Source organism: Nocardia sp. NPDC001965 (assembly GCF_053594175.1).
Genome location: NZ_JBSFDZ010000003.1, coordinates 53,718 through 76,579, shown reverse-complemented (window position 1 = coordinate 76,579; position 22,862 = coordinate 53,718). Strand labels below are relative to the sequence as shown.

General features: G+C 68.1%; 24 protein-coding genes. 12 read left to right on the top strand and 12 right to left on the bottom strand.

Annotated features, from left to right (window positions below; all coding sequences use genetic code 11):
• Positions 1-18 precede the first annotated feature (18 nt).
• Both ACWCPQ_RS06890 and ACWCPQ_RS06885 read left to right on the top strand, forming a co-directional pair.
• Positions 19-1,563, top strand: coding sequence for a TldD/PmbA family protein (locus tag ACWCPQ_RS06890; RefSeq protein WP_449896221.1), 1,545 nt, complete (start codon positions 19-21; stop codon positions 1,561-1,563).
• Positions 1,560-2,963: a metallopeptidase TldD-related protein gene (locus ACWCPQ_RS06885; RefSeq protein WP_449895658.1), complete on the top strand. Its 1,404-nt coding sequence runs from the start codon at positions 1,560-1,562 to the stop codon at positions 2,961-2,963. The genes ACWCPQ_RS06890 and ACWCPQ_RS06885 overlap by 4 nt, the downstream gene beginning before the upstream one ends.
• 132 nt (positions 2,964-3,095) lie before the next feature.
• On the opposite strand, the gene map is transcribed toward ACWCPQ_RS06885, so the two are convergent.
• The gene (gene map / locus ACWCPQ_RS06880; RefSeq protein WP_449896220.1) at positions 3,096-3,863 is read right to left on the bottom strand and encodes a type I methionyl aminopeptidase; all 768 of its coding nucleotides are present in this window, start codon (positions 3,861-3,863) and stop codon (positions 3,096-3,098) included.
• A 73-nt stretch (positions 3,864-3,936) separates the two neighbouring features.
• Here map and ACWCPQ_RS06875 point away from each other — a divergent pair, with 73 nt between their 5' ends.
• Complete coding sequence (locus ACWCPQ_RS06875; protein ID WP_449895657.1) at positions 3,937-4,200, top strand: helix-turn-helix transcriptional regulator; 264 nt, start codon at positions 3,937-3,939, stop codon at positions 4,198-4,200.
• A 51-nt stretch (positions 4,201-4,251) separates the two neighbouring features.
• Here the strand turns inward: ACWCPQ_RS06875 and ACWCPQ_RS06870 are convergent, their stop codons facing one another.
• The 3 genes from ACWCPQ_RS06870 to ACWCPQ_RS06860 all read right to left on the bottom strand — a co-directional run bounded on the left by ACWCPQ_RS06870 (position 4,252) and on the right by ACWCPQ_RS06860 (position 6,148).
• Complete coding sequence (locus tag ACWCPQ_RS06870; protein ID WP_449895655.1) at positions 4,252-4,620, bottom strand: Imm8 family immunity protein; 369 nt, start codon at positions 4,618-4,620, stop codon at positions 4,252-4,254.
• Entirely contained in the window at positions 4,620-5,201 is a 582-nt protein-coding gene (locus ACWCPQ_RS06865; RefSeq protein WP_449895653.1) for a hypothetical protein, read from the bottom strand. Before ACWCPQ_RS06865 ends, ACWCPQ_RS06870 begins: the two co-directional genes overlap by 1 nt.
• Positions 5,202-5,347: 146 nt before the next feature.
• Positions 5,348-6,148 carry a polysaccharide deacetylase family protein gene (locus ACWCPQ_RS06860; RefSeq protein ID WP_449895651.1) on the bottom strand — a complete coding sequence of 267 codons (801 nt, stop codon included), beginning with the start codon at positions 6,146-6,148 and terminating at the stop codon, positions 5,348-5,350.
• Between the two features lie 143 nt (positions 6,149-6,291).
• Between ACWCPQ_RS06860 and ACWCPQ_RS06855 the strand changes: the two genes are divergently transcribed.
• A complete protein-coding gene (locus ACWCPQ_RS06855) occupies positions 6,292-7,575 on the top strand; it encodes a serine hydrolase (RefSeq protein WP_449895649.1) in 1,284 nt (427 codons plus the stop codon).
• A 20-nt stretch (positions 7,576-7,595) separates the two neighbouring features.
• Here ACWCPQ_RS06855 and ACWCPQ_RS06850 read toward each other — a convergent pair whose 3' ends face one another.
• The 3 genes from ACWCPQ_RS06850 to ACWCPQ_RS06840 all read right to left on the bottom strand — a co-directional run bounded on the left by ACWCPQ_RS06850 (position 7,596) and on the right by ACWCPQ_RS06840 (position 9,911).
• A complete protein-coding gene (locus ACWCPQ_RS06850) occupies positions 7,596-7,835 on the bottom strand; it encodes a hypothetical protein (protein WP_449895647.1) in 240 nt (79 codons plus the stop codon).
• A gap of 44 nt (positions 7,836-7,879) precedes the next feature.
• Positions 7,880-8,833, bottom strand: coding sequence for an endonuclease/exonuclease/phosphatase family protein (locus ACWCPQ_RS06845; protein WP_449895645.1), 954 nt, complete (start codon positions 8,831-8,833; stop codon positions 7,880-7,882).
• A 250-nt stretch (positions 8,834-9,083) separates the two neighbouring features.
• Positions 9,084-9,911, bottom strand: a complete 828-nt coding sequence (locus ACWCPQ_RS06840; RefSeq protein ID WP_449895643.1) for a mycofactocin-coupled SDR family oxidoreductase — start codon at positions 9,909-9,911, stop codon at positions 9,084-9,086.
• Positions 9,912-10,150: 239 nt separating this feature from the next.
• On the opposite strand from ACWCPQ_RS06840, the gene ACWCPQ_RS06835 reads away from it, so the two are divergent.
• Positions 10,151-11,386, top strand: a complete 1,236-nt coding sequence (locus tag ACWCPQ_RS06835; RefSeq protein ID WP_449895641.1) for a cytochrome P450 — start codon at positions 10,151-10,153, stop codon at positions 11,384-11,386.
• 120 nt (positions 11,387-11,506) lie between these two features.
• Here ACWCPQ_RS06835 and ACWCPQ_RS06830 read toward each other — a convergent pair whose 3' ends face one another.
• Positions 11,507-12,712 (bottom strand): MFS transporter, encoded by a 1,206-nt coding sequence (locus ACWCPQ_RS06830; RefSeq protein ID WP_449895639.1) that lies wholly within the window; start codon positions 12,710-12,712, stop codon positions 11,507-11,509.
• A gap of 27 nt (positions 12,713-12,739) precedes the next feature.
• Positions 12,740-13,798 carry an ABC transporter substrate-binding protein gene (locus ACWCPQ_RS06825; RefSeq protein WP_449895637.1) on the bottom strand — a complete coding sequence of 353 codons (1,059 nt, stop codon included), beginning with the start codon at positions 13,796-13,798 and terminating at the stop codon, positions 12,740-12,742.
• Positions 13,799-13,948: 150 nt separating this feature from the next.
• Between ACWCPQ_RS06825 and ACWCPQ_RS06820 the strand changes: the two genes are divergently transcribed.
• The 3 genes from ACWCPQ_RS06820 to ACWCPQ_RS06810 all read left to right on the top strand — a co-directional run bounded on the left by ACWCPQ_RS06820 (position 13,949) and on the right by ACWCPQ_RS06810 (position 16,998).
• Positions 13,949-15,538 (top strand): FAD-dependent oxidoreductase, encoded by a 1,590-nt coding sequence (locus tag ACWCPQ_RS06820; RefSeq protein WP_449895635.1) that lies wholly within the window; start codon positions 13,949-13,951, stop codon positions 15,536-15,538.
• Positions 15,535-15,888, top strand: coding sequence for a 4Fe-4S dicluster domain-containing protein (locus ACWCPQ_RS06815; protein WP_449895633.1), 354 nt, complete (start codon positions 15,535-15,537; stop codon positions 15,886-15,888). Before ACWCPQ_RS06820 ends, ACWCPQ_RS06815 begins: the two co-directional genes overlap by 4 nt.
• Before the next feature lie 186 nt (positions 15,889-16,074).
• Positions 16,075-16,998 carry a hypothetical protein gene (locus tag ACWCPQ_RS06810; protein ID WP_449895631.1) on the top strand — a complete coding sequence of 308 codons (924 nt, stop codon included), beginning with the start codon at positions 16,075-16,077 and terminating at the stop codon, positions 16,996-16,998.
• A 44-nt stretch (positions 16,999-17,042) separates the two neighbouring features.
• Here the strand turns inward: ACWCPQ_RS06810 and ACWCPQ_RS06805 are convergent, their stop codons facing one another.
• The gene (locus ACWCPQ_RS06805; RefSeq protein WP_449895630.1) at positions 17,043-17,450 is read right to left on the bottom strand and encodes a nuclear transport factor 2 family protein; all 408 of its coding nucleotides are present in this window, start codon (positions 17,448-17,450) and stop codon (positions 17,043-17,045) included.
• A gap of 238 nt (positions 17,451-17,688) precedes the next feature.
• Here ACWCPQ_RS06805 and ACWCPQ_RS06800 point away from each other — a divergent pair, with 238 nt between their 5' ends.
• The gene (locus ACWCPQ_RS06800) at positions 17,689-18,612 is read left to right on the top strand and encodes a hypothetical protein (protein WP_449895628.1); all 924 of its coding nucleotides are present in this window, start codon (positions 17,689-17,691) and stop codon (positions 18,610-18,612) included.
• A gap of 2 nt (positions 18,613-18,614) precedes the next feature.
• Here the strand turns inward: ACWCPQ_RS06800 and ACWCPQ_RS06795 are convergent, their stop codons facing one another.
• Both ACWCPQ_RS06795 and ACWCPQ_RS06790 read right to left on the bottom strand, forming a co-directional pair.
• Positions 18,615-18,998: a PPOX class F420-dependent oxidoreductase gene (locus tag ACWCPQ_RS06795; protein WP_449895626.1), complete on the bottom strand. Its 384-nt coding sequence runs from the start codon at positions 18,996-18,998 to the stop codon at positions 18,615-18,617.
• A 31-nt stretch (positions 18,999-19,029) separates the two neighbouring features.
• The gene (locus ACWCPQ_RS06790; protein WP_449895624.1) at positions 19,030-20,502 is read right to left on the bottom strand and encodes an MFS transporter; all 1,473 of its coding nucleotides are present in this window, start codon (positions 20,500-20,502) and stop codon (positions 19,030-19,032) included.
• Between the two features lie 54 nt (positions 20,503-20,556).
• On the opposite strand from ACWCPQ_RS06790, the gene ACWCPQ_RS06785 reads away from it, so the two are divergent.
• The 3 genes from ACWCPQ_RS06785 (at position 20,557) to ACWCPQ_RS06775 (ending at position 22,859) form a co-directional block, all read left to right on the top strand.
• Complete coding sequence (locus ACWCPQ_RS06785; protein WP_449895623.1) at positions 20,557-21,306, top strand: TetR/AcrR family transcriptional regulator C-terminal domain-containing protein; 750 nt, start codon at positions 20,557-20,559, stop codon at positions 21,304-21,306.
• Between the two features lie 38 nt (positions 21,307-21,344).
• Entirely contained in the window at positions 21,345-22,109 is a 765-nt protein-coding gene (locus ACWCPQ_RS06780) for a nucleotidyltransferase domain-containing protein (RefSeq protein ID WP_449895622.1), read from the top strand.
• A gap of 258 nt (positions 22,110-22,367) precedes the next feature.
• Positions 22,368-22,859 (top strand): hypothetical protein, encoded by a 492-nt coding sequence (locus ACWCPQ_RS06775; RefSeq protein WP_449895620.1) that lies wholly within the window; start codon positions 22,368-22,370, stop codon positions 22,857-22,859.
• The last annotated feature ends 3 nt before the right edge of the window (positions 22,860-22,862 follow it).

Below are 22,862 nucleotides of genomic sequence, written 5' to 3'. Positions count from 1 at the left end.
TCCAGAGTGACGGCGACAATCTCCAATGAATCGGGCGGGCTACCGTCCGGGCACGATATCGATCCGGAGTTCGCGGACCTGCCGCTGGCGGCGCTGGCGGAGGCGGCGCTCTCGGCGGCCCGCACGGCCGGGGCCGAGCACGCCGATCTGCGGGTGCACCGGTTGTGTACGCAGACACTTCGGTTGCGCGACGGTCGGGTGGAGGCCCTCACCGATACCGTCGAACTCGGTTTCGCGGTGCGCGTCATCGTCGACGGCACCTGGGGTTTCGCCTCGCACGCGGCACTGACCCGGGAAACCGCGGCCGAGGTCGCACGCTCGGCGGTGGCCGTGGCGACCACCCTGCGCGCGCTGAACCGGGAACGTGTCGAACTCGCCGGGGAACCCCGCTACGAGAACGCGCGCTGGATCTCGGACTACCGGATCGATCCGTTCAGTATCGCCTCGGCGGACAAAGTAACGCTGTTACAGGACTATTCGGGTCGTCTCACGGCCGCCGACGGCGTCGATCACGTCACCGCGACACTGCTGCAGGTCAAGGAGCAGACCTACTACGCCGACACCGCCGGCTCCTCGATAATCCAGCAGCGAGTGCGCCTACAGCCACAATTGGAGGCGATCACCGTCGACACCGTCTCGGGTGGCTTCGAGACCATGCGCACCCTGGCACCACCGGTCGGCCGGGGCTGGGAGTACGTCACCGGCGCCGACGGGATCTGGGACTGGGATTCCGAACTGGCCCGGATCCCGGAATGGCTCGCCGAGAAGGTGAAGGCGCCGACCGTCACCGCGGGACCGACCGATCTGGTGATCGACCCGACCAATCTGTGGCTGACCATCCACGAATCCATCGGCCACGCCACCGAGTACGACCGCGCGATCGGGTATGAATCCGCGTACGCCGGGACTTCGTTCGCGACGCCGGATCTGCTGGGCATCCTGCGCTACGGCACCCCGATCATGCACGTCACCGCCGACCGGGTGCAGCCGTTCGGGTTGGCCACCGTCGGCTACGACGACGACGGGGTAGCCGGTCAGCGCTGGGATCTGGTGCGCGACGGGGTGCTGGTGGGTTATCAGCTCGACCGGGTCTTCGCGCCGCGGCTGGGCCTCGAGCGTTCCAATGGCTGTTCCTACGCCGATTCCCCACATCATGTGCCGATCCAGCGGATGGCCAATGTCTCGCTGCAACCCGATCCCGCCGCCGATACCAGCACGGCGGAGCTGATCTCGCGGGTGACCGACGGTATCTACATCGTGGGCGACAAGAGCTGGTCGATCGATATGCAGCGCTACAACTTCCAGTTCACCGGGCAGCGTTTCTTCCGTATCCGCAACGGGGAACTGGCCGGGCAACTGCGCGATGTCGCCTATCAGGCGACCACCACCGATTTCTGGGGGTCGATGGAGGCGGTCGGCGGCCCGTCGACCTGGCAGCTGGGTGGCGCGTTCAATTGCGGGAAAGCCCAGCCGGGGCAGGTCGCCGCGGTCAGCCACGGCTGCCCGTCGGTACTGGTGCGCGGCGTGAACGTACTCAACACCCGGACGGAGGCAGGGCGATGACGGTGACCGGTGCGGGAGTGCTGCCCGCGGGTGCGGTAGTCGAGCGGGCCCTGGCCGAATCCCGGGCCGACGAGGCGATCGTCATCGTCACCGACGAATACGAGGCCTCGCTGCGCTGGGCCGGGAACTCCATGACCACGAACGGCGCCTCGGTATCGCGGCGCTGGTCGGTGATCGCGGTGTTCCGCGACGGGCCACGTTCGGCCCGGGTCGGCAGTGTGGCCTCGACCAGTGTCGACCCGGCCGATATCGCGGCCGTGGTGCGGGCCGCCGAGGCGGCGGCCCGGGCGGCCGAGCCGGCGCGCGACGCGATGCCACTGCTGGACGCGGATACGGTACCTGCGGACCCGGATTGGGAAGAGGCTCCGGCCGTCACCGGTATCGAGGTGTTCACCGGGCTCGCCGCCGATCTGTCCACCGGTTTCGACGGCGCCGACCGCCTCTACGGATTCGCGCACCACCAGGTGCAGACCACCTGGCTCGGGACCTCCACCGGTATCCGGCGCCGCTACACCCAGCCCACCGGGTCGGTGGAGATCAACGGCAAACGCGGGGACGGCGCGGAACTGGCCAGTGCCTGGGTCGGTGCGGGCACCACCGATTTCACCGATCTGGACACTCCGGGCCTGCTCACGGAACTGTCCCGGCGGCTGGACTGGTCGGAGCGCCGGGTGGATCTGCCCGCCGGACGCTACGAAACGCTGCTGCCGCCGTCGGCGGTCGCCGATCTGCTGATCTACATGTACTGGTCGATGGAGGGCCGGGGCGCGCAGGAGGGCCACACCGCTTTCGCCGCCGCGGGTGGTACCAGGGTCGGCGAGAAACTCACCGATATTCCGCTGACGCTCTTCTCCGATCCGCAGGCACCCGGTTTGCAGTGCCTGCCCTTTGTGGCCACGCAGGCCTCGTCGGAGACGGTATCGATATTCGACAACGGCCTGCCCGCGCAGCGGGTGGACTGGTTGCGCGACGGGGCGATAGCCGATCTGGTGTACCCCCGGGCCATCGCCGCCGACTACGACACCGAACCGACGGTGCAGGTGCAGAACCTGCTGCTCACCGGCGGTTCCACCGCGACACTGGACGATATGATCGCCCGTACCGAGCGCGGTCTGCTGCTGACCACGCTCTGGTACATCCGCGAAGTGGACCCGGCGACCCTGCTGCTCACCGGCCTCACCCGCGACGGTGTGTATCTGGTCGAGAACGGCGAGGTCACCGGAGCGGTGAACAATTTCCGGTTCAACGAGAGCCCACTGGATCTGCTGCGCCGGGTCACCGAGGCGGGGGCCACCGAACTCACGCTGCCACGGGAATGGAAGGACTGGTTCACCCGTACCGCCATGCCGCCGCTGCGGATCCCCGATTTCCACATGTCGTCGGTGAGCCGGGCGACCTGAGCCCGGACCGGCGGGTCGGCCGTGGGCGACACATATACCGACCCGCTCGAGGCGTACGGGTCCACCGGGCGGGTTTCGGGTGGTCGAGCCGATTGTCGCGACAGGCCCGCGGTGCGCCCCGTCGCCGGTCCGTCACGCAGCCGCGGTGAGAACCCGCGGACCGGCGGCGGTGATCGCGATGGTGTGCTCGGAATGGGCCGTGCGGGAACCGTCGGCCGAGCGGATGGTCCAGCCGTCCGCGTCTGTGACGATCCGGTCGGTGGTCGCGGCGAACCACGGTTCCAGGGCGAGGGTGAGCCCGGGTCGCAACCGGAAGCCCCGGCCCGCGCGCCCGGCATTGGCGACGTGCGGATCCTCGTGCATGGTCCGGCCGAGCCCGTGACCACCGAATTCGGTGTTCACCGGATACCCGTGGGTGGCGGCCACCGCGGAGATGGCAGCCGAGATGTCACCGATCCGGTTACCGGGCTGCGCGGCCTCGATCGCCGCCGCCAGGGCTTCCTCGGTCGCCCGTACCAGGCGCAGATCCTCGGCAGCGGCGGTGCCGACGATGACCGTGGTGGCCGCGTCGGCGACCCAGCCGTCGATGCTCAGCGCCAGATCCGCGGTCAGCACATCGCCGTCGCGCAGGGCGTAGTCGAAGGGCAGGCCGTGTAGCACAGCGTCGTTGACCGACAGGCACACCGTATTGCGGAACGGCCCCCGCCCGAACGAGGGCGCGTAATCCCAGTAGCAGGACACTGCGCCCCGCTGCCGGATCCGTTCACGCACGATCATCTCCAGTTCCAGCAGGTTCACGCCCACCGCCGCCACCGCGCGCAGTTCCGCCAGGATCTTGGCCACGAACGCGCCCGCGACGCGCATCCGCTCGATCTCGCCGGGCGTTTTCAACTCCACCATCAGGACCTCCACCGTCACAGGTATTTCTATACCGTCATTGCGGTACATTAATACCACTCCTAGAGTGGAGCCCATGGTCCGCCTGCCACTCACCGCCACCCAGATCGATGCCGGCCGCCGCCTCGGACTCCGATTGCGCACCGCCCGCGAAGGACGCGACCTCACCGAAGTCGCCCGGGCGGCCGGTATCTCCCCGGAAACTCTTCGCAAGATCGAAACCGGCCGCCTGCCCTCCCCGGGCTTCGGCACCGTCGTTTCCCTGAGCCGCGTTCTCGAACTCCCGCTCGACGAGCTGGCCGAGATCTGGACCGCGGACAACCTCGCCGAATCCGCCTGACAGAACGGCCGCAGCCGCCCCGGCCGCGGGCCGCTACGCGCGCGGCCGGGACTATTCGCCCGGCGGGCGACCGGGCAGAAAGCCTGCGAACTCCCAGCGCGCGATCCGGCCGATCGCCTGTGCCAGCGCCTGCCAGGTGGGCTCCTCGAGTTCACGCAGGAAAGCGTCGACCCGGCGGCGCACCTCGTCGATATCGATCCGGTCGAGTACGAGAGCGCGCCCCGATGGATCGAATCCCGGCCCGCTCGCGGTCGCATCGGCATTCCCGGCTGCGCGGACGAGTAGATCGAACGACTCGGCTCCCGGCGCGCCCGCCGGGCCGATCATCAACTGCACCAGCAGGGCATCGGCCGCGCCCACCACAACCGGATCCGTGAGATCGGCATCCGGGCTGTACATTCCCTTGAGTTCGGCTCTCATCACCGCTCCTCGATCTCCAGGTGCGCGTTGCTCTCCCAGTGGCGCGCGGTCGCCGACCGCGACTCGTAATTGGCTTCCACACCACGGCCGGACGGTTTCTGTTGCGGCGGGCGGTACTGCCGCAATCCATCGCCGCTCACCCACCGATGACCGTCGCCGTAGGGCAACCGGCGTGGCTCGACGCCCACCCAGGCCAGTCCGGCGGCATCCGCCTCGGCCCGGCGCGCCCGGCCGATCCCGAAATTGCCACCACGCGACCGGGCACTCCGGACGATCTCGACCACTCGCTGCCGGTCCGGACGCGCAGATGTCCGCTTCCCCTCGGGCTCGCGCGGCGGCACCGGCTCCGTCCCGGCCCCGCGGTTCGGACCGTCCGCCGGCACCGCGGCGCTTCCGGCGGGCTCCGCCCCTCGGATCCGCCCCGCGCCCGCGGCGTCCGCTCCTTCGAGTTTCCCCGGCCCGGCCCCGGCCCCGGCGTCGATCAGATCGCCGACTTCGGCCCGCACTCTCCGCACGTAGGTCTGCACATAGCCGGCCAGCCGGTTCGCGAACGCGGCGTACTCGTCCGGAACCCGCGACACCGGCACCCTTCCCGAAGAACAGAAAATGACACCAGTCAGTCTATTTTACTGTGTCCAATCGATGCCCATCGGCCATCGATGCGGGTGAAAGGCCATGCGGATCGCATACATTCTGCAGCCCCGACCCAGGCGGTTCACGAACCGGGTCAGGCCACGGAGAGCACATCGTCGAGCGTGACCAGGGCGAGATTGCGCTCCCGGATGATGTCCACCAGCTGTCCGTAGCAGCGGGTCACCGGTGGGAAGTTCGCGTGCCCGATGACGATCGACTGCGGGTTGAAGTATCGGTGCGCACACTCCACCAGGTATTGCTCGGTGATGAGGCCGGAATCCGACAGGGAGCCGAACCACATGACCGGGACGGTGTAGCCGAGATCGGCGGCGACCCGGTCGACCGTGGCATTGTGGCGACCGAACGGCGGCCGATAGAACGGAGCGCCGGTGACACCGAAGGTGTTGTGCAGGAACATCTTGCAGCGGGACAGCTCGTCGGCGACCGCGAACTCCGAGCCGGTGGTGAGATCGGTATGGGCCCAGGTGTGATTGGCGAGCTGCACCTGACCGGCCTCCACCAGAGGACGCAACTCGTCCCGGTGGGTGGACCAGGAGTCGTAGCAGGCGGTGACGAAGAAGGTCAAGCGAGCCCCGGTATCCCGGGCGAACCGGATATAGGCGCCGACAACCTCCGGACTCACTCCATCGTCCACAGTGAGCGCCATGGTGCTGCCCGGCCCGGGCAGCGCGGTGATCACGCCGGCCGGAATCACCGTCGGCGGGCCACCCGGCGGAGGCGGTAGCAGCGGGGACGGCGGTGATATCGGCGGATCCACCGCTTCGGGGATCCGCACCTCACCCGCGACCGCCGATTCCCCCTGCGCGGCATGACAGCCGGTCAAGGCGGCCACGGTACCCGCGGCCAGCAACGACAACACCGTACGCCTGTCCATCGCCACCCCGATCGCATCGTGCTACCGGCCAGATCCATCGACACGTACTCGAGCGGACCGGACTCTACCGGCGCGGACGCGGCAGACCACGAACCGCCACGCAGGCATTTACGGTCGCCGATACCTCGCCTACCGTTCGGCTCATGGTTCATTCGGTCAGCGGCTCCGGGGACGAATCCCGGAGCAGCACCATCGGGCCCACAGCGGCGGGATATCGTTACGGGCACACCGTCCGCGGGACTCGGGCCGACGGCCCCGCACGGTGGGTCCGGCGGATGGTCCTGCCGCTCGCGGGCCTGCTCGTAGCCGCGTGTACCGGAGGATCGGCCGCGCCCGTGGCGACCCCGGATCCGCTGCGGGCCGCGGTAGACGAAATCTCCGTGGAGTTGCAGGCGAGGTATGACGTGCCCGGAGTCGCGGTGGGCGTGATCCACGGGGATCGCCGCCGGCACTTCGTGTTCGGAACCACCGCCCCGGACGGTGATCGCCCGGTCACCGAGCGGACGATTTTCGAGATCGGCTCGGTCAGCAAGTTGTTCACGACGCTGCTGTCCGCCACCGCCGCATCCCGGCAACGTCTCGACCTCGACGCCGCCGTCGGCGAATACCTGCCCCAGCTCGCCGGTCATCCGATCGGCGGCGTACGGCTGCGCGATATCGCGACCTACACGGCGGGCGGTCTGCCGCAACAGTTTCCCGATGATGTGACAGCTGAAGCCGATATGTGGCACTACTTCCAGCAGTGGCGCGCCACGTATCCCCCGGCCACCACCCGCCTGTACGGGAACCCGGGCATGGCGTTGCTCGGCCGTGCCACCGGCGCAGCGCTGCGAGAGCCGTTCGAGGAAGCGATGGGCGCCGAAGTACTCGAACCGCTGGGGCTCCGAGACACCTACTTCGAGGTACCGGCCGCGATTCAGAGCGAATATGCCTGGGGCACTTCGAGATCGGGTGACAGGAAGCGTGTCTCGCCCGGCCCGGGAGATGCCGAGGCCTACGGATTGAAGACGACCGTGTCCGATCTGCTGTCGTTCGTCGCGGTGAATATGGATACACAGCGCGCGACGCCCGCGCTGCGCGAAGCTCTCGACTCGACCCATCGAGGGCAATACCGGGTCGGCGGGATGACCCAAGCTCTGGGCTGGGAGTATTTCGACTACCCGATATCCCTCGAGGCCCTACAGACCGGAAACTCGCCCGAGGTCATCGGTCGGCCGCAGCCGATCGGTCCGGCCGTTCCCGCCGCCGGGCCGCTCCTGTTCGACAAAACCGGTTCGACCGATGGATTCGGTACCTATGTCTCTTACGTACCGAGCCGATCCATCGCGGTGGTCCTGCTGATGAACAGGAACATCCCCATTCCCGCCCGGATCGCCGCGGCGCACCGGATCATCGACGTGCTCGACACCGGTGCGGATCACCCGTGACGGCGGGCCCGGTGGCCGCCTCAGTGCGTACGTTTGGAGGTGGTGGGTTTGCTGGGCTTCTTCTTGCTGTTCTTGCCGTCGCTGTCGGGCTCCCACTCGTAGCCGGGAGTCCCGTTCTCACAGTAGGAATCGGCGACCTTCGTATCGGTCGCGTCGAATTCGCACCACCGGTTGCTGCTACAGGCGACCGAACCGAGACCGGCCGCGAGGGCGATCGCGATGGTGCCGGTGACAGTGCGCAGACGGATGCCGGAATACATGTTCTCTCCAGTTGTCGACGGGGATCGGGGCGCTCGGTGGCGGGTCAGCGGGTGAGCCGGAGCCGGGCCACCACGGCCCGGTGGTCGGTGCCCGCGAGGGTGAACGTGCTGATGTGATCGGTGGTGCCGCCGGATACCAGAATATGATCGATACCGATCAGCGGACCCCACGTTCTGTCGGCTGGATAGGTGAGCAGCCTTCCCGCCCCGGCCTGTTCGGCCGCGGCGGCGAAACCTCCGGTCACCAGCCGCCGGAAAGCCGCGTGATCACTCGTGGCGTTGAAATCGGCGCCGACCACCGCCGGTCCCCGCGATTTCCGCAGGATCGTATCGACCGCGCTCATCTCCCGAGCCCAGGCGGCCGAATCCACTGTCGGCGGCAACGGATGGAACGCGTACACCGTGACCGGACCCAGGTCGGGATGGGTGAGTATCGCGGACAGGTTGCCCAGGACGAACTCCTGGTGCCGCACCGGGTCCGACAGCGGGAAGCGGCTGTAGATACCGGTACCTCCGCCACTGGGGCCCGGATCCAGATAGGTGTACGGGAGCAGGGTGCCCAGACCGTCGGCGGTCAACGCGTCGACGGCTTCCGGGGTGAGCTCGTCCACGGTGAGCACATCGACATCGCGGTCGCGGACCGCATGTACAAGCGCATCGGTGTCGGCGCCGCCGAACAACAGATTCGATTGCAGCACTGTCAGTTCGGCGCCGCCGCCGGTGGCGGCGCGACTGTCCGGAACGAACAACGGCAGCTGGGTCCACAGCACCCCGGCCAGCACCACCACCGCCGCCGCGGCGCTGCGCCAACCACGCGCGCTCAGGAACAGCAGTAGCGCGAGCACGGTCGCGAACATCAGATACGTCGCTCCCGACGCCAGCAGGATCAGTTCCCGCCGCTGCCAGCCCCCGGAATAGAGGGCGATCCCGAGTATCCCGGTCAGCAGCGCACACCACCCCGCGCCGAGCAGCAGCCGGCGGACAACATCGCGCGTCATATCCGCAAATCTATCCGGCGCGCTCGAGAGAACCTTTCGAAGTCCTTGCACTCGCCACGGTGACCGGGACCGGGCCGGTGCGCCCGACCGCAGCCGGAACACCCGTCGAGCAGGGAGCCGGTCCGGTGGTTCACAGCCCGTCGAATGTCACCGGCGGGGAGGAGAAGCATCCGCGCCCCCGGGTGTAGCTGTCCCGGAGCCGCGACGAGCAGCGGAGTCGCAGTCGCCCGGGGCGGGACCGGGTCGTCGCTCAGAGTGCTCCACCGGCATCGATCAACTGGGTGGTCCCGGTGACGTAGCGGGCATCGTCGGAGACCAGGTGCAGCACCGTCGCGGTGATGTCTTCGGGTTCCAGGGCCGCTACCGGTAGCCGGTTGAGCGTCCGGGCCGCTTCTTCGAAATCGGCGCGATCCGGCGCCGCCAGATCGGGACGGAAGAGGCGATAGGTGGCGTCGTTGAGGATCATCTCCGTGGCCACGGTGGTCGGATGCACGGTGTTCACCCGGATATCGTGCGGCGCGAGCTCTTTTGCCAGCACTTTCATCAGCATCACCAAACCGGATTTGGACGCCGAATAGTGTGCGGTGTTCTCGTTGGCGTGGAACGCGGCCAGCGAACTGGTGATCACCACCGAACCCCCGCGGCCGCCGTCGACGACATGCGGTACCGCTGCCTTCAGCGACTTCCATACTCCGGTGAGGTTGATATCGATCATGTCCTGCCAGACGTCCTCGCTCATCTCCAGAGTCGGGGCCGGGCTGGAGATCCCGGCATTGGCGACGACGATATCGAGGCGGCCGAACGCGTCCACCCCCGCGGCGACCGCGGCGGACAGGGCTCCGAAATCCCGGACATCGGCGTCCCGGGCGACGATTCGGCGACCGGTGGCCTCCACCAGCCGGACGGTCTCCGCGAGGTCGTCGGCATCGGCCAGCGGGTAGGGGACGCTGTCGACCCGGGAGGTCGTATCGACCGCGACGATATCGGCGCCTTCCTGGGCGAACCGCACCGCATGTGATCGTCCCTGGCCACGTCCGGCGCCGGTGATGAATGCGACCTTGCCGTCCAATTTGCCCATGACTTACCCCTATCCGCACCGAATGCTGTGCCGTCTACCGCAGAGCCGACGATATGGCACCCTCTGTCAAAAGTCGATGCCCCTGTGCCCACGAGCGGCAACCCCGGCGCAACCTTTTCCGGGCGAAATGACCTATGCTCTTGGTGCCCGCAGCGCAGCGGAACCGGCCGAACCACTCCCCGGGCCGACGCTTCTCGATCGTCCCTGCCGTTGTCTGCCGACCTGCTTGGAGCAATACCATGAACTCGCCGCCCGAATCCGTGCCACCGCAGGTGCCCGGACGGAGCGCCGAAGAGCGGGTCGCACTGTATTCCGATGAATTCGCCGCCGATCCGCACCGCGCATACCAGGAGATGCGGGAACGCCACGGCGCGCTGGTGCCGGTGGAGCTGGCGCCCGGGGTACCCGCCACACTGGTGATCGGCTATCGCGCCGCACTCCGCATCCTGAACGACCCTGACCGTTTTCCCGCCGATCCCCGCCGTTGGGAGAAAACCGTCCCCGCCGACTGCCCGGTTCTGCCGGTACTGCAGTGGCGCCCCAACGCACCACGTAGCGCCGGCACCGAACACGCGCGCTATCGGGGCGCGACCACCGCGGCCCTGAACGGGATAGACCTGCACGCGTTGCGCGGCACCGTGGAGCGCCTCGCCGTACCGCTGATCAACTCGTTCTGCACGACCGGTTCGGCCGATCTGGTCACCGAGTACGCGTTTCCGCTGACCTTCGAGGTCATCAACGCGATGCTCGGCTGCCCGCCCGATATCGGTGCGCGCGCCGCCGCGGCGACCGCCGCCATCTTCGACGGGGTCGATGCGGAGAAGGGCAACCTGATGTTCGGGGAGGCGGTACAGGAACTGGTGGCTACCAAGACCACCGAACCGGGCGACGATGTCACCAGCCGACTGCTACACCATTCCGCCGGGCTCGACGACACCGAGATGACCCACCAGGTGGTCGCCCTGTACGGCGTCGGGATGGGCCCGATGCAGAGCCTGATCATCAATACGCTGTCCCTGATCCTCACCGACGACCGGTTCGCCGACGAGATGATCGGCGGTGCCCTGGCGACCCGGGACGCGCTCGACGATGTGCTCTTCGACGATCCGCCGCTACCCAATGCCAGCGTCACCTATCCTCGCCAGCCCATCCTGGTCGACGGTGTCTGGTTGCCCGCCCACCAGCCGGTGGTGATCAGTCTCGCCGGCTGCAACAACGATCCGGAGATCCGCACCGGTAACCACACCGGCAATCGTGCCCATCTGGCCTGGGGTGCCGGGCCGCACGCGTGCCCGGCCCGGCCCACCGCCTATCTGATCGCCCAGGAAGCCATCGATCAACTGCTCGACGCACTGCCCGAAGTACGGCTGGCAGTGCCGACGGAAGAGTTGGTCTGGCGGCCGGGACCGCTGCATCGCACTCTCGCCGGGCTGCCGGTCGTCTTTCCGCCTACGCCACCGCTCCCCCTCGGCTGAGCCGCGCGCCGCCGGATCGCGACGGAACGTAGCCGGATCACCGAGCGCCGGTGACATCGCGATTGCGCACGCTCGGCCGCCGCGCCGAGGACCGCGCGTATTCTCGGTATGCCAGGTGGCCTATCGGGAGACCAGATCGGGCGCAGGCCGGCCCGGGACCGGTACGTATCGCGGAATACAGCGGAACATCACCCCGGCGCCGGTCGCCGAAACGACCCCCAGCGCCGCCACCGCAATCCCGAGCGCGACCGTCGTGGCCGCCGCTCCGGCGGCCAGCGGGCCGAGGAACATCCCGAAATCGTGGGTCAACCGCCAGGCCGCCAGGAATTCCGCGCGGGTGGCCGGCGGCGCCACATCGGCCCCCAACGTCATGATCACGCCGTTGCCGAAGCCGTTGCCTATCCCCATGATCACCGCCACCGCGCCGATGGTCGACACATCGTGGGCGAGGGGGAGCAGAAAATAGGACAGCGCGATGATCAGCAGCGACGGCACCGCGACGAACCGGCGACCGTAGCGGTCCATCAACTGCCCGGCCGGGTACGAACACAGCAGATCGAACGCGGCACCGATCCCGAAGACCATCGAGGCCGACGCGGCGTCCAAACCGATATGGTCGGCCCACAAGGGAAGCGCCGCTTCTCGGGACGCCCGGGCAGCCCCCATGAGCATCGACCCGGCGCCCAGTGTCGCGAGCAACCCGCGATGCCGGCGCAGAATCGTCCCCAGCGAGACCCCGCCCGCCGGGGCATCGTGGGCGCGGGGCGGGTCGGGAACTCTCGACATCAGACAGCCGGAGATGATCACACCGGCCAGTTGGACAGCGAATCCGCCGCGCGTTCCGATCGCGAGAATCATCAGCGCGCCCGCGAAGGGGCCGATGAGAAAGCCCAGCCGCCACATGAGGGCGAACGTCGACATGGCCCGGGCCCGCATATGATCCGGTACCACCTCGGCCAGATAGCTCTGCCGGGCCAGCCCCCACACCGCATTCGAGACACCGGTGAGCAGGGCGCCCACCGCCAGTACCGCAGGGGTCCACGCCAGCAGGGACAGCAGTACACCGGCGGTGCCGATCATCGATCCGACGATGATCGACCGCCGTTCCCCGAACCGGGCCACCACCCGGCCCGCCGGGAGATCACCCAGTACCGCGCCGAGGCCGACGAGGGCCACGATCACCCCGGCGACGCCCACCGAGGCACCGAGATCACGGGCGGTCAGGGCGATCACGGGGGAACCGGCGCCCTGACCGATCCCGAACACGGCGGAGGGAAGGAAGACGGTGGGCAGTAGTGGGCGCAGCGTTGTCCAGGTCGATGTCATATGTTCGAGTCGGGCGATGTCCGCGTGCTACCCGACCACCTTGCCGTCCGGTCCGGCGTTCTCCGGATATGTGCCGTTGGCGTACGGGTTGAACTCGTTGGTGTAGAGATCCTTCGCCGCCAGCTTTCCGCTCTCCACCTCGCCGTTGCGCACCAGCCAGTCGATCCACAACCGGATCTCCTGCTCGCGCGTCACCCCACCGGGCCCGGCGACACCGGTGCTCTTCCAGTAGTTCGCCTTGTCCGGGCTCTCACCCTCGCGGCCCCGCCGGGTGATGATGTCCTTGAATTTCGCGATCACCTGATCGCGTGGTGTGGTCTGCGCCCAGCGGATCGCGCGGGCGGTCCCCTGGGTCAGATCGGCCACGGCATCGCGGTTCCGGGCCAGGAAATCGTCGCGCACGATATAGGTGCCGTAGCTGAAAGTGCCGAAGAGATCACCGTCGGTGAACAGCGGCCGGACCCCGCCGCGGGCCACCGCCTCGTCACGCCAGATGTCGAAGAGCGCGACCGCATCGATCTGCCCCTGCCGCAGGGCCTGTTCAGCGTTCACCGGCGGTACGACCGTCAGCTCCACCTGTGCGATCTCGTCGTTGCTCAAGCCCTGCTGGGCCAGCCACTCCCGCGCCACGAACTCGTGGTGCGCACCGAGGGTGTTCACCCCGAATTTCTTGCCGATCAGATCACGAGCGCTTCGGATCGGGCTCTTGTCGAGCACGTAGTACCCGGTGAAGTTCTCCTTGTCCGAGCCGTAATAGCTGATCACCGAGGTGATCGGGGACCCGGCGGCGGCGAGTTTGACCACGGCGCCGTTGAACGCCCCGCCGATATCGGTGGCTCCGGTGGCCGCGGACTGGATGTCCTGCGGGCCACTGGTCGTATTACCGACCCAGTCCAGGGCGACCTTGTCGAAATAGCCGAGGTCGGCGGCGAGTTCGGGGTAGGTGACCTGGCCGGCCCAGCCCTGGTACCGGATGAGCGTCCGGCCGTCCTCGGTCGTCCGGGCTTCCGACGAGGTGCCGCACGCCGACGCCAGGGAGACCGCCGCGAGCAGCGCGAAGAGCAGGGCCGGCACACGTTTTCGCATTGCGTGATCATGGCGACCCCGATGGTCGGCGACGAGATTTGCACTACCCGCGATTCCAACCGTTGTCCGCTCGAGTGACCCGGGTGCAGCCTGGCATTCGTCACTGTGACCCGCGCCGACGCGGCAGTCGCTCACCAACGAGGGGTTCGAATGACGGATGTGCACGAGTCGAGCACCGATGTTCTCGTGATCGGTGGTGGCCCGGCCGCCACCTGGGCTGCCCTGCGCGCGGCCCGGGCCGGGGCGGATGTGGTGCTCGCCGACAAGGGTTACTGCGGAACCAGTGGCGCGACCGCGTCCGCCGGTACAGGGGTGTGGTACGTACCGCCGGACCCGGTCGAACGCGAGGCCGCGATCGCGAGCCGCGAGAGCCTGGGCGGCTATCTGGCCGATCGCCGGTGGTCGGCACGGGTGCTGGACGAAACCTACGATCGGCTGAACGAACTCGCCGAGGAGGCCCGCTATCCGTTCCCGGTCGGGCCGGACGGCCGGCAACTCCGGAACGGGCTACAGGGCCCGGAGTACATGCGGCGGATGCGGATACGAGTGCGCCGCGCCGGTGTGCGGATCCTCGACCACAGCCCGGTCACCGAGCTACTCGTCGACGCAGCCGGGGCGGTCGCCGGGGCCGCGGGGTATCGGCGACAGGCCGGGGAGAGCTACCTGGTCCGGGCCGGGGCGGTGGTGCTGGCGACCGGCGGTTGCGCCTTCCAGTCCAAAGCGCTGGGTTGCGATGTGAACACCGGTGACGGCGCGCTGTTCGCTGTCGAGGCCGGGGCCGAGCTTTCCGGGATGGAGTTCTCCAATGCCTACGGCATCGCGCCGGAGGGCACCTCGGTGACCAAGACGGCGTTCTACCATTTCGCCACCTTCTACCGCGCCGACGGCAGCGTGCTCGAAGGCGCCGGCGGCCACAACCGCTCCCTCATCGCGGCGGAACTGCTGCGCGACAAGGTTTTCTGCCGTCTCGACCGAGCCGGGGAACCGGCTCGTGCGGCCATGCGCCGCGCCCAGCCGAACTTCTTTCTGACCTTCGACCGGCTGGGCATAGACCCGTTCTCCGACAAGTTCCCGATCACGCTGATCGCCGAGGGCACCGTCCGCGGGACCGGGGGAATCCGGCTCGTCACCGACGAATGCGGTACCAGCGTGCCCGGTCTCTACGCCGCCGGTGACGCCGCGACCCGCGAATTGATCTGCGGCGGATTCACCGGCGGCGGCAGCCACAATGCCGCGTGGGCGATCTCCTCGGGCACCTGGGCCGGGGCGGGCGCCGCCCGCTACGCGGTGGCACTCGGCGCCGCCGCTGCGGGCCGCCGGGTGACCGGGATCGGCACCGTCGGCGCGCGGCCACAGGGCCGCCGGATCGACCGCGATCCACGCCGGGTGGTGGAGGCCGTACAGCGCGAGGTCCTGCCCTATGACAAGAACTACCTGCGGCGCGGCCCGGTACTCACCGAATCGCTGGCGACCCTGGACACGCTCTGGACCGATATCCGCGAATCCCTGGGCGGTGACGGCGAGGAACGGGTACGCACCCGGCAGGCGGCGGCGATGACCGCGCACGCCCGCTGGATGTACCGGGCGGCGCTGGCCCGCAGCGAGACCCGCGGTATGGCGAAACGTCTCGATTTCCCCGATCAGGACCCCGATCAGCACCATCGGCTGATCACCGGCGGCCTGGATCGCGTCTGGGTCCGTCCGGAACAGGCGGCGACCCCGGTGGCGGTGGCGTCGTGATCGAACTCGTCTCCGCGCAACGCTGCATCGCCTGCGATAAATGCATCGCGGTCTGCCCGACCGATGTCTTCGACCGCGGCGCCGACGGTATACCGGTGATCAGCCGGCACAGCGACTGCCAGACCTGCTTTCAGTGCGAAGCGAATTGCCCGGCCGATGCCCTGTTCGTCTCCCCCCGGACGACCCCGGAACCCGAATCGTCGACGGCACGAGATCAGGAGGAACTGGTCCGCAGCGGACTGCTCGGCAGCTATCGCGAGCAGATCGGCTGGGGTAAAGGCCGCACACCCGGCACGCTCCGGGCACTCGGCCCTGCACTTCGGCCCGACGGCGCGCCGCTGACCAGTTGATCGCCCGGTGACGTCCACTATCGTCCGGGCAGGGAACGTCGGGTGCGGTGGGTTCCGCTGCCGGGGCCCGGTTCCCGGCGCGGCGATCCGATGCCGCCGAGTTCGCGCCCACGGACAGGTGACGGAGTCGGAATCACATTACGCAAGTTACTGTTTCGAGCGGTTCGCTCCGTAACCTGATGGACTGTGGCGGGTAGCAACCTGGACGCGATAATCGCGCAGGCCCTGCACCGGATCGGCGGATCCCTCGACGGCGTGGCCGCGGTGCTCCGTCGTGACTCCGACGCGATCGCCGCCGGGCTGCGGCGCGGCACGGATACCGTGGTGAGCCGGGACAGACTGAACCGTTCCGATATCACGCTGGGCGGTGTCGGATCCCGGGACTACGTCGGGAAACCTATCGCACAGTGGATCCAGCCGCCGGTGGTCAGGATCGCCGGCGCACCCGAACGGATCGCGGACGAATTGGAACGTATCCACCGATCCGGCACCGAGGCACGCTGGGCGAACTACACCCCCAGCCTGTTCCAGGACGGTCTCCGCGGGTTCGAGAACTGGTTGCGATCCGAGGGAAACCAGCCGCTCGGGGCACTGAACGGGCGTTACGGACTCAACTGCACGGAGATGGTCGGCTACGCGGCGGCCAGGGCCGGCGTGGCGAGCAAGAGCTTCCTGCGTAGGTTGCTCCTGGTACCGCGTAATGCCGATGGAACCTGTGACGGGGATTTCCTCGACACCACGTGGTCCCGACGTATGGGTGACTGGATGATCCCGGAAGGTCGGCGCGTCTATACCGGGGCGGCCGACAGCCCGGTACCGCAGCGCGGCGATATCGTCATGTGGAACAACACCGCACACCATGTCGCGGTAGCCACCGGGCGCACCGGCAAGGACGGTTCCCCCGAACTGTATTCCTTCTGGTACCTGCCGAAGTACCAGCTCACCCACGATCCGGAAACCGGGACGTATTCCCAGGTGGTGGACGCCGTACAGGTGACGAGCGTCAGAGAACTGACCGACGGGATGCTCGCCATGCGGGATCCAGAGGGCGAACCCATCTACGACCCGGGCACGGTTTTCCAGGTCCTCTTCGGGCGTGGCCCCTGGTGAGTGCCGATCGGTCCGGCCGGCCCGGTTCCGCGGCTGCGCCCCCGCTACGGTGCGTCCGAGGTCGCGGCGATCGCCTCGCTCTGGATCCGGTCGAACTGGGCGGCCATCGCCTCGGCAAGCGCGGTGGCGGCCGAGAGCGGACGCACCATCACCATGAAATCGTCGATCTTGCCGTCGGCGTCGAAATGCAGGAAATCGCAGCCGGTGAGGCGTTTACCCGCGACCGTCGCCTCGAAGACCAGGGCATGATCGCGCCCACCCGGGTCGGCGATCTCACGGATATACCGGAAGTCCTCGAACACCCGCAGGACACCGCGCAGGATAGCCGCCGTGAGGGGTTTACCCGGGTAGGGCTTGAACGCCACCGGGCTGGTGAACACCACGTCGTCGGCCAGCTGCGCCTCGATGGCAGCGGAATCGCGGTCCTCCACGGCCTTGCGGAACGGGTGCATCCGGAACCTCACATTTCGGTGTGCCGGTCGGCCGGCGCCGACCGGTTCTCCCTGGACGTTAACCAGGTCACCGGATGATGTCCACGTTGTCGGGCATCCGCATGACAGACTCACTCGGCCGAGGGGACCGGGTACCGGCCGGTTCCGGCGAGATGTCCCCGGCACCGAGTCGGTAACGGAACAGCTGATATGTTGCGCGCGAATGGGTTTCGTACCGAACGTTACGTATTCTCATGAGGTGGCCGAAAGCCGACTGGGCGCGACCATTGCGCAGATCCTGCGACGGATCCATGGATCCGTCGACGATGCGGCCGGGATTCTCCGGCGCGATATCGAGTGGAAGGCGCGAAATGTACGTCGTGGTACCGGGACGCTGACCAACGGCGACAGATCGGGTGTGCCGACATTGCGCGCTGTCGGTGCCGACCACCGCAAGGACACCTCGTACTATTCCGGACTCTATCCCGGGCGCTGGCATCAGCCCCCGGTTCGCCGGGTGGAGAACGCCCCGGCCCAGATCGCGGACGAACTCGAACGGATACACCTCGCCGACGACAAGGTCCGCTGGGCGAATTACGACCCGGGTCTGTGGCGGAACGACCATCGAGCGCTCGAGAGGTGGTTGACGACCGAGGGCCCGCTCGCACCGCTCAATGAACACCAAGGATTGAGCTGCTGGGAATTGATCTGCTATGCAGCGGCCCGCGTGGGCGTTCTGGACAAGCATCAGATGCGGGAACTGCTCGAACTGAAACGGCGCCCGGACGGCAGCTGGGGTGCGGATCACCTCCAGGCATGGCTGCACCGGACGGGCGACTGGCTGATCCCGGAAGGGCGCCGGGTGTACACAGGTGAAGCCGGCGCACCACGCCCGCAACGCGGCGATATCGTCATGTGGAACAAGAACGCGGAACATGTCACGATGGCCACCGGCCGCACCGCGGCGGACGGGTCACCCGAGGTCTACTCGACCTGGAATCTGCCGAAACACAAGATGACCTGGGATCCGGACACCAGTTCGTATTCCACGGTGACCGACGCGGTACAGGTCACCTCGATCAAGGAGCTGTCCGAGGCGATCTACAACGTGCAGAACAAGGAGGGCGTGTTCGTATATCGGAACATGCCGATCGAGGTCGTCTTCGGGCGCGGCCCCTGGTGACCTCAGCCCGGGCGTCGGCTGATCGCGATCCCCACCGACCCGTCCGGCCCGCGCAGCAGTCGGTGACCGCGGATCATGATCTTTCCGATCAGGCCGTATTTGTTGCCCACCACCTCGCGGACGTGCTCGGTGCCGATGGCATTCAAGATCTCGGCGGTGCCGAGAACGATCTCCCCGCCTGCCGTCCGCCCGCGATTGTCCGAGATCTGCAGGGTGACCTCGGGGTTGCGGCGGATCCGTTTGACCTTCCCGGAGTCCGGGTTGGTCCACACCAGGAGGAGGTCGCCGTCGGGTGCCACCCAGACCGGGGTCCCGACGGGCGAGCCGTCCTTCTTGTAGGTGGTCAGCGAAACGTACTTGGCCTGTGCCAGCTGGTCCCAGCTCATTGCTCCACGGTAGGCCGGGACCGGTCCCACGTCACGGATTGCGGACCGGGATTTCCGCGGCGGCCGGCTCGCCGGGTTCGGTGGGGGCCGGGCGGGCCCGCAGGACGACGGCACCGAGCAGGGCGGCCGCCACACTGAACCCGGCACTCACCCACGCTCCCACCGACACCGCGTCGCCGAAGGCGGCTTTCGCGGCATCGGTGTACCCGAGCTCGAACGCCGCGCCGATGGATTCACGAGCGGCCGCGGGGGCGTTGTCCGGCATCCGCGCGGTGAACACCCCGGCCAGCACACTGCCCAGGATCGCGATACTCAACGCCATACCGACCTGTTGCAGGGTGTCGTTGAGAGCCGAGCCCACGCCCGCGTGCCGCAACGGGATGGCGTTCATGATCGCGGTGTAGGCGGCCGGGCCGGCCAGACCCCCGCCGATACCCATGACCAGCATGCTCCCCAGGACCCACAGGTACCCGGTGCCCGCGGCCAATATCGCGAAGGCCACGGCCGTCACGGCCAGGCCCGCGACGATCAGCGTCTTGTTCGCCAGGTTCTTGCCCAGCGTCGCACCGAGCCCGTTGCACACCGCCCCCGCCAGCGCGTAGGGCAGCAGGGCGAGACCCGCCTTCATCGGGCCGTAGCCGAGCACGAACTGCAGGTACTGGGTGAGCATCAGCATCACCGCGCCCATTCCGAACACCATCAGCAGCACGGTGGCACAGGTACCGGCGAAATCACGGTTCGCGAACAGTCCCAGCGGCAGCATCGGATTTTTCTGCCGCAACTCCCACAGTACGAACCCGACGGCGGATCCGAGAGCCACGGCGAGCACCGCGATATCCCACTCCCGCTCGATGATCAGGTACACGGTGGAGGTGAGCGCGAGGACCGACAGCAGCACACCCACACCGTCGATCGGGCGTTGCGCACCGGTGGTCTCGGGCATCAGCACGAATGCGGCGACGATCGCCAGGATCGCCACCGGGATGTTCAGCAGGAACACCGAACCCCACCAGAAGTGCTCCAGTAGCAGACCACCGAGGGTGGGGCCCGCGACGATACCGAGGATCGAGACGGTGGACCAGGCGGCCAGGGCCATCCGGCGCTCGTCCTCGTCGAAAGTGGTCATCAGGATCGACAGGGTCGACGGCATCAGCAGCGCCCCGCCGGCACCCATGACGGCCCGGGCGGCGACGACCTGCCACGGTTCGGTCGCCAGTACCGCGGCCAGCGAGCCCACGCCCAGGACCACCAGGCCGAGGATCAGCATCAGCCGACGGCCGAAGCGGTCGGACAGGCTGCCCGCGGTGAGCAGTAGACCAGCGAACACCAGCACGTAGGAATCGAGGATCCACTGGATATCGGACGGAGTGGCGTCGAGCTCCCGGATCAGGGACGGAATGGCGATGTTCAGCACGGTGCTGTCGATCATCAGCACCATCAGCGCCAGGCAGAGTGCGGCGAGGACGAGCCATCGGCGCGGATCTCGTACAGTGTTCGATTTCACTCGAACACTGTACGACCAAATCGCACACTGTGCGAGAGCGGTTAGGATCGAGCTGTGGCCGACCAGTTCAGCAGCGTGTGGACCCGTACACCCCGCCGGTCCAGGACCTCGGGCCTGGACCGGGAGCAGATCGTGCGAGCCGCGATCGCGATCCTCGACAGAGCGGGCCTCGACGCGCTCAGCATGCGCAAACTCGGCGCCGAACTCGGCGCGGGTGCCACCAGCCTCTACTGGCACGTCGCGAACAAGAACGAACTGCTCGAACTCGCGCTGGACGAGATCTGGGGGGCGGTCGACGATGCCGAACTGGAGCGAGCCGACGGCCTGCGTGAGTTGCTCAGCACTTTCGCCTACAACTTCCGCGGCGCCCTGCTGGCCCACCCGTGGTCGGCGACACTCATCGGCCGGCTGCCGAGCGTCGGACCACAGGCATTCCGGCTGACCGAACGACTCCGCCGGGCATTCGGCGACGCGGGTTTCCGGGGCCTGGACGTCTATCTGGCCAGCGGCACTGTCACCAGTTTCGTACTCGGCCAAGTGATTCCGTTGATCGCGATGGAAAAGGCGTACGGCGGCCCGGTCGACCGCGGCCAGGTGATACAGATCCTGGACGAACTGAGTGTGGACTATGCGCAGATGCGCGCCGACTATCACGACCTCATGCCCGAGGATTCCGCGGTCGGCAATGCGATCGGCTTCGATTTCGGATTGCTGTGCCTGCTGGACGGGCTCGAGGCCCGGCTGCGTGCGCAGCGATCCACCGGACCGGCGGCGGTCGTCGCCGACGACACCGGACACCTGTAACCACCGCCGGGAGACCCCGGCCCATCCCGGAAGGAAAAGTGCACTCCGACAACGAATTCGTGGCCCTGGTCGCCGACCGCCTCGCCGCCCTCCCGAACGTCCGCGCCGTCACGCTGGGCGGATCCCGCGCGGCGGGCACCCACGGGCCCGACAGCGATTGGGATTTCGCGCTCTACTACCGCGACCGATTCGACCCCGCCGACCTGCGCGCGGTCGGCTGGGCGGGCGAGGTATCCGAACTCGGTGCGTGGGGCGGGGTGTTCAACGGTGGCGCCTGGCTGACGATCGACGGTCGGCCGGTGGACGTGCACTACCGGGATCTGACGGTGGTCGAACACGAACACGCCGAAGCGGAACTGGGCAGGTTCCGGTGGGAACCACTGGCATTCCACCTGGCGGGAATTCCGAGCTATCTGGTGGTGGGCGAACTCGCCGGTGCGCAGGTGCTGCGGGGCACCCTGCCGCGACCCCGATTCCCGGTGGCCATGCGGGCGGCCGCGCCACCGATCTGGCGCAGACAGGCGGCGCTGACCCTGCGCTACGCCCGCACCGCCTACGCCCCGCGCGGCCGGCTCACCGAGACCGCCGGAGCGCTGGCCACCGCGGCGATGCAGACGGCGCATGCGATCGCGGCCGCCGGCGGCGAATGGGTCACCAATGAGAAACGGCTGCTCGACCGGGCCGGGTTGCGCGATATCGACGAGATCGTCGGCGGACTGACCGACGACCCGGCGACGCTCTTCCGGGCGGTCGACGCGGCCCAGGACCTGTTCACCACGGCCGATGCGGCGCACACCGGCTAGTGATGCCGGTCACCGGGTCACGGTACGGTCTCGGCAAGATCGAGAATCACATATTCGGCAAGAACCGGTTCCCGGGATGCGACGGCCGCCGGTCGCCTTCTAGGCTCGCGGAGGGTCGCCGGCCGAGTACCCCGAGTACCGGCGCGCGGCCCGTCCGGATACGGCGTTCCCGCGACGCCTCTCGCATCGCCCGGCCGATGGCGTGCCGGTACCACCATCGCGCGCGCCCGCGGGCCGAACGACTCCGAAGGAACCACCGTGAAAAAGACCCTCATGGCCGCCGCTGCCGTCGTTCTACCCCTGTTCTCGGCCACCGCCGCCGTCGCCGAGCCGGTACCGTCGATCCCCGGACCGCCGGCGGCGGACGCGACGGATCCGGTTCCCGCCGGGCCACTGGGCACCACGTTCCCGGTCCGCACCGGGGGCGATATGGCGGTCACCGTCCGGCCCGCCGATATCGACATCGAGCCGCGCGCCGACGGTCGACAGGTACTGGTCTACGACGTCACCGCCGAACAGACCGCGGGCAACCCCTACTTCCTGCCTACGCTCGACCTGCGCATGATCACCACCGACGGTGCCACGGTCTACCCGCTGACCGATATCCCCGGCGCGTACCCGTCCGGGTTCCTGGAGCCGGGGCGGGCGCGCCACGGTCTGGTCGCTTTCGGTATCGGCGATCAGCAGGCTCCGCAGCAGATCCTCTTCGCCACCAGTGACTACTTCATCCAGAGCAGCTGGACCCTCTGACCA

What these genes read in the sequence shown, in the direction of transcription:
- map (WP_449896220.1), bottom strand. Translation starts at nt 3,863, where the DNA reads ATGGTGGAGTTGAAAACGCCCGGCGAGATCGAGCGGATGCGCGTCGCG.
- ACWCPQ_RS06805 (WP_449895630.1), bottom strand. Translation starts at nt 17,450, where the DNA reads ATGCACCCGTTCCGCAAGGCCGTGGAGGACCGCGATTCCGCTGCCATC.
- ACWCPQ_RS06855 (WP_449895649.1), top strand. Translation starts at nt 6,292, where the DNA reads ATGGTTCATTCGGTCAGCGGCTCCGGGGACGAATCCCGGAGCAGCACC.
- ACWCPQ_RS06875 (WP_449895657.1), top strand. Translation starts at nt 3,937, where the DNA reads ATGGTCCGCCTGCCACTCACCGCCACCCAGATCGATGCCGGCCGCCGC.
- ACWCPQ_RS06820 (WP_449895635.1), top strand. Translation starts at nt 13,949, where the DNA reads ATGACGGATGTGCACGAGTCGAGCACCGATGTTCTCGTGATCGGTGGT.
- ACWCPQ_RS06840 (WP_449895643.1), bottom strand. Translation starts at nt 9,911, where the DNA reads ATGGGCAAATTGGACGGCAAGGTCGCATTCATCACCGGCGCCGGACGT.
- ACWCPQ_RS06825 (WP_449895637.1), bottom strand. Translation starts at nt 13,798, where the DNA reads ATGCGAAAACGTGTGCCGGCCCTGCTCTTCGCGCTGCTCGCGGCGGTC.
- ACWCPQ_RS06795 (WP_449895626.1), bottom strand. Translation starts at nt 18,998, where the DNA reads ATGAGCTGGGACCAGCTGGCACAGGCCAAGTACGTTTCGCTGACCACC.
- ACWCPQ_RS06870 (WP_449895655.1), bottom strand. Translation starts at nt 4,620, where the DNA reads ATGAGAGCCGAACTCAAGGGAATGTACAGCCCGGATGCCGATCTCACG.
- ACWCPQ_RS06860 (WP_449895651.1), bottom strand. Translation starts at nt 6,148, where the DNA reads ATGGACAGGCGTACGGTGTTGTCGTTGCTGGCCGCGGGTACCGTGGCC.
- ACWCPQ_RS06835 (WP_449895641.1), top strand. Translation starts at nt 10,151, where the DNA reads ATGAACTCGCCGCCCGAATCCGTGCCACCGCAGGTGCCCGGACGGAGC.
- ACWCPQ_RS06850 (WP_449895647.1), bottom strand. Translation starts at nt 7,835, where the DNA reads ATGTATTCCGGCATCCGTCTGCGCACTGTCACCGGCACCATCGCGATC.
- ACWCPQ_RS06830 (WP_449895639.1), bottom strand. Translation starts at nt 12,712, where the DNA reads ATGACATCGACCTGGACAACGCTGCGCCCACTACTGCCCACCGTCTTC.
- ACWCPQ_RS06885 (WP_449895658.1), top strand. Translation starts at nt 1,560, where the DNA reads ATGACGGTGACCGGTGCGGGAGTGCTGCCCGCGGGTGCGGTAGTCGAG.
- ACWCPQ_RS06845 (WP_449895645.1), bottom strand. Translation starts at nt 8,833, where the DNA reads ATGACGCGCGATGTTGTCCGCCGGCTGCTGCTCGGCGCGGGGTGGTGT.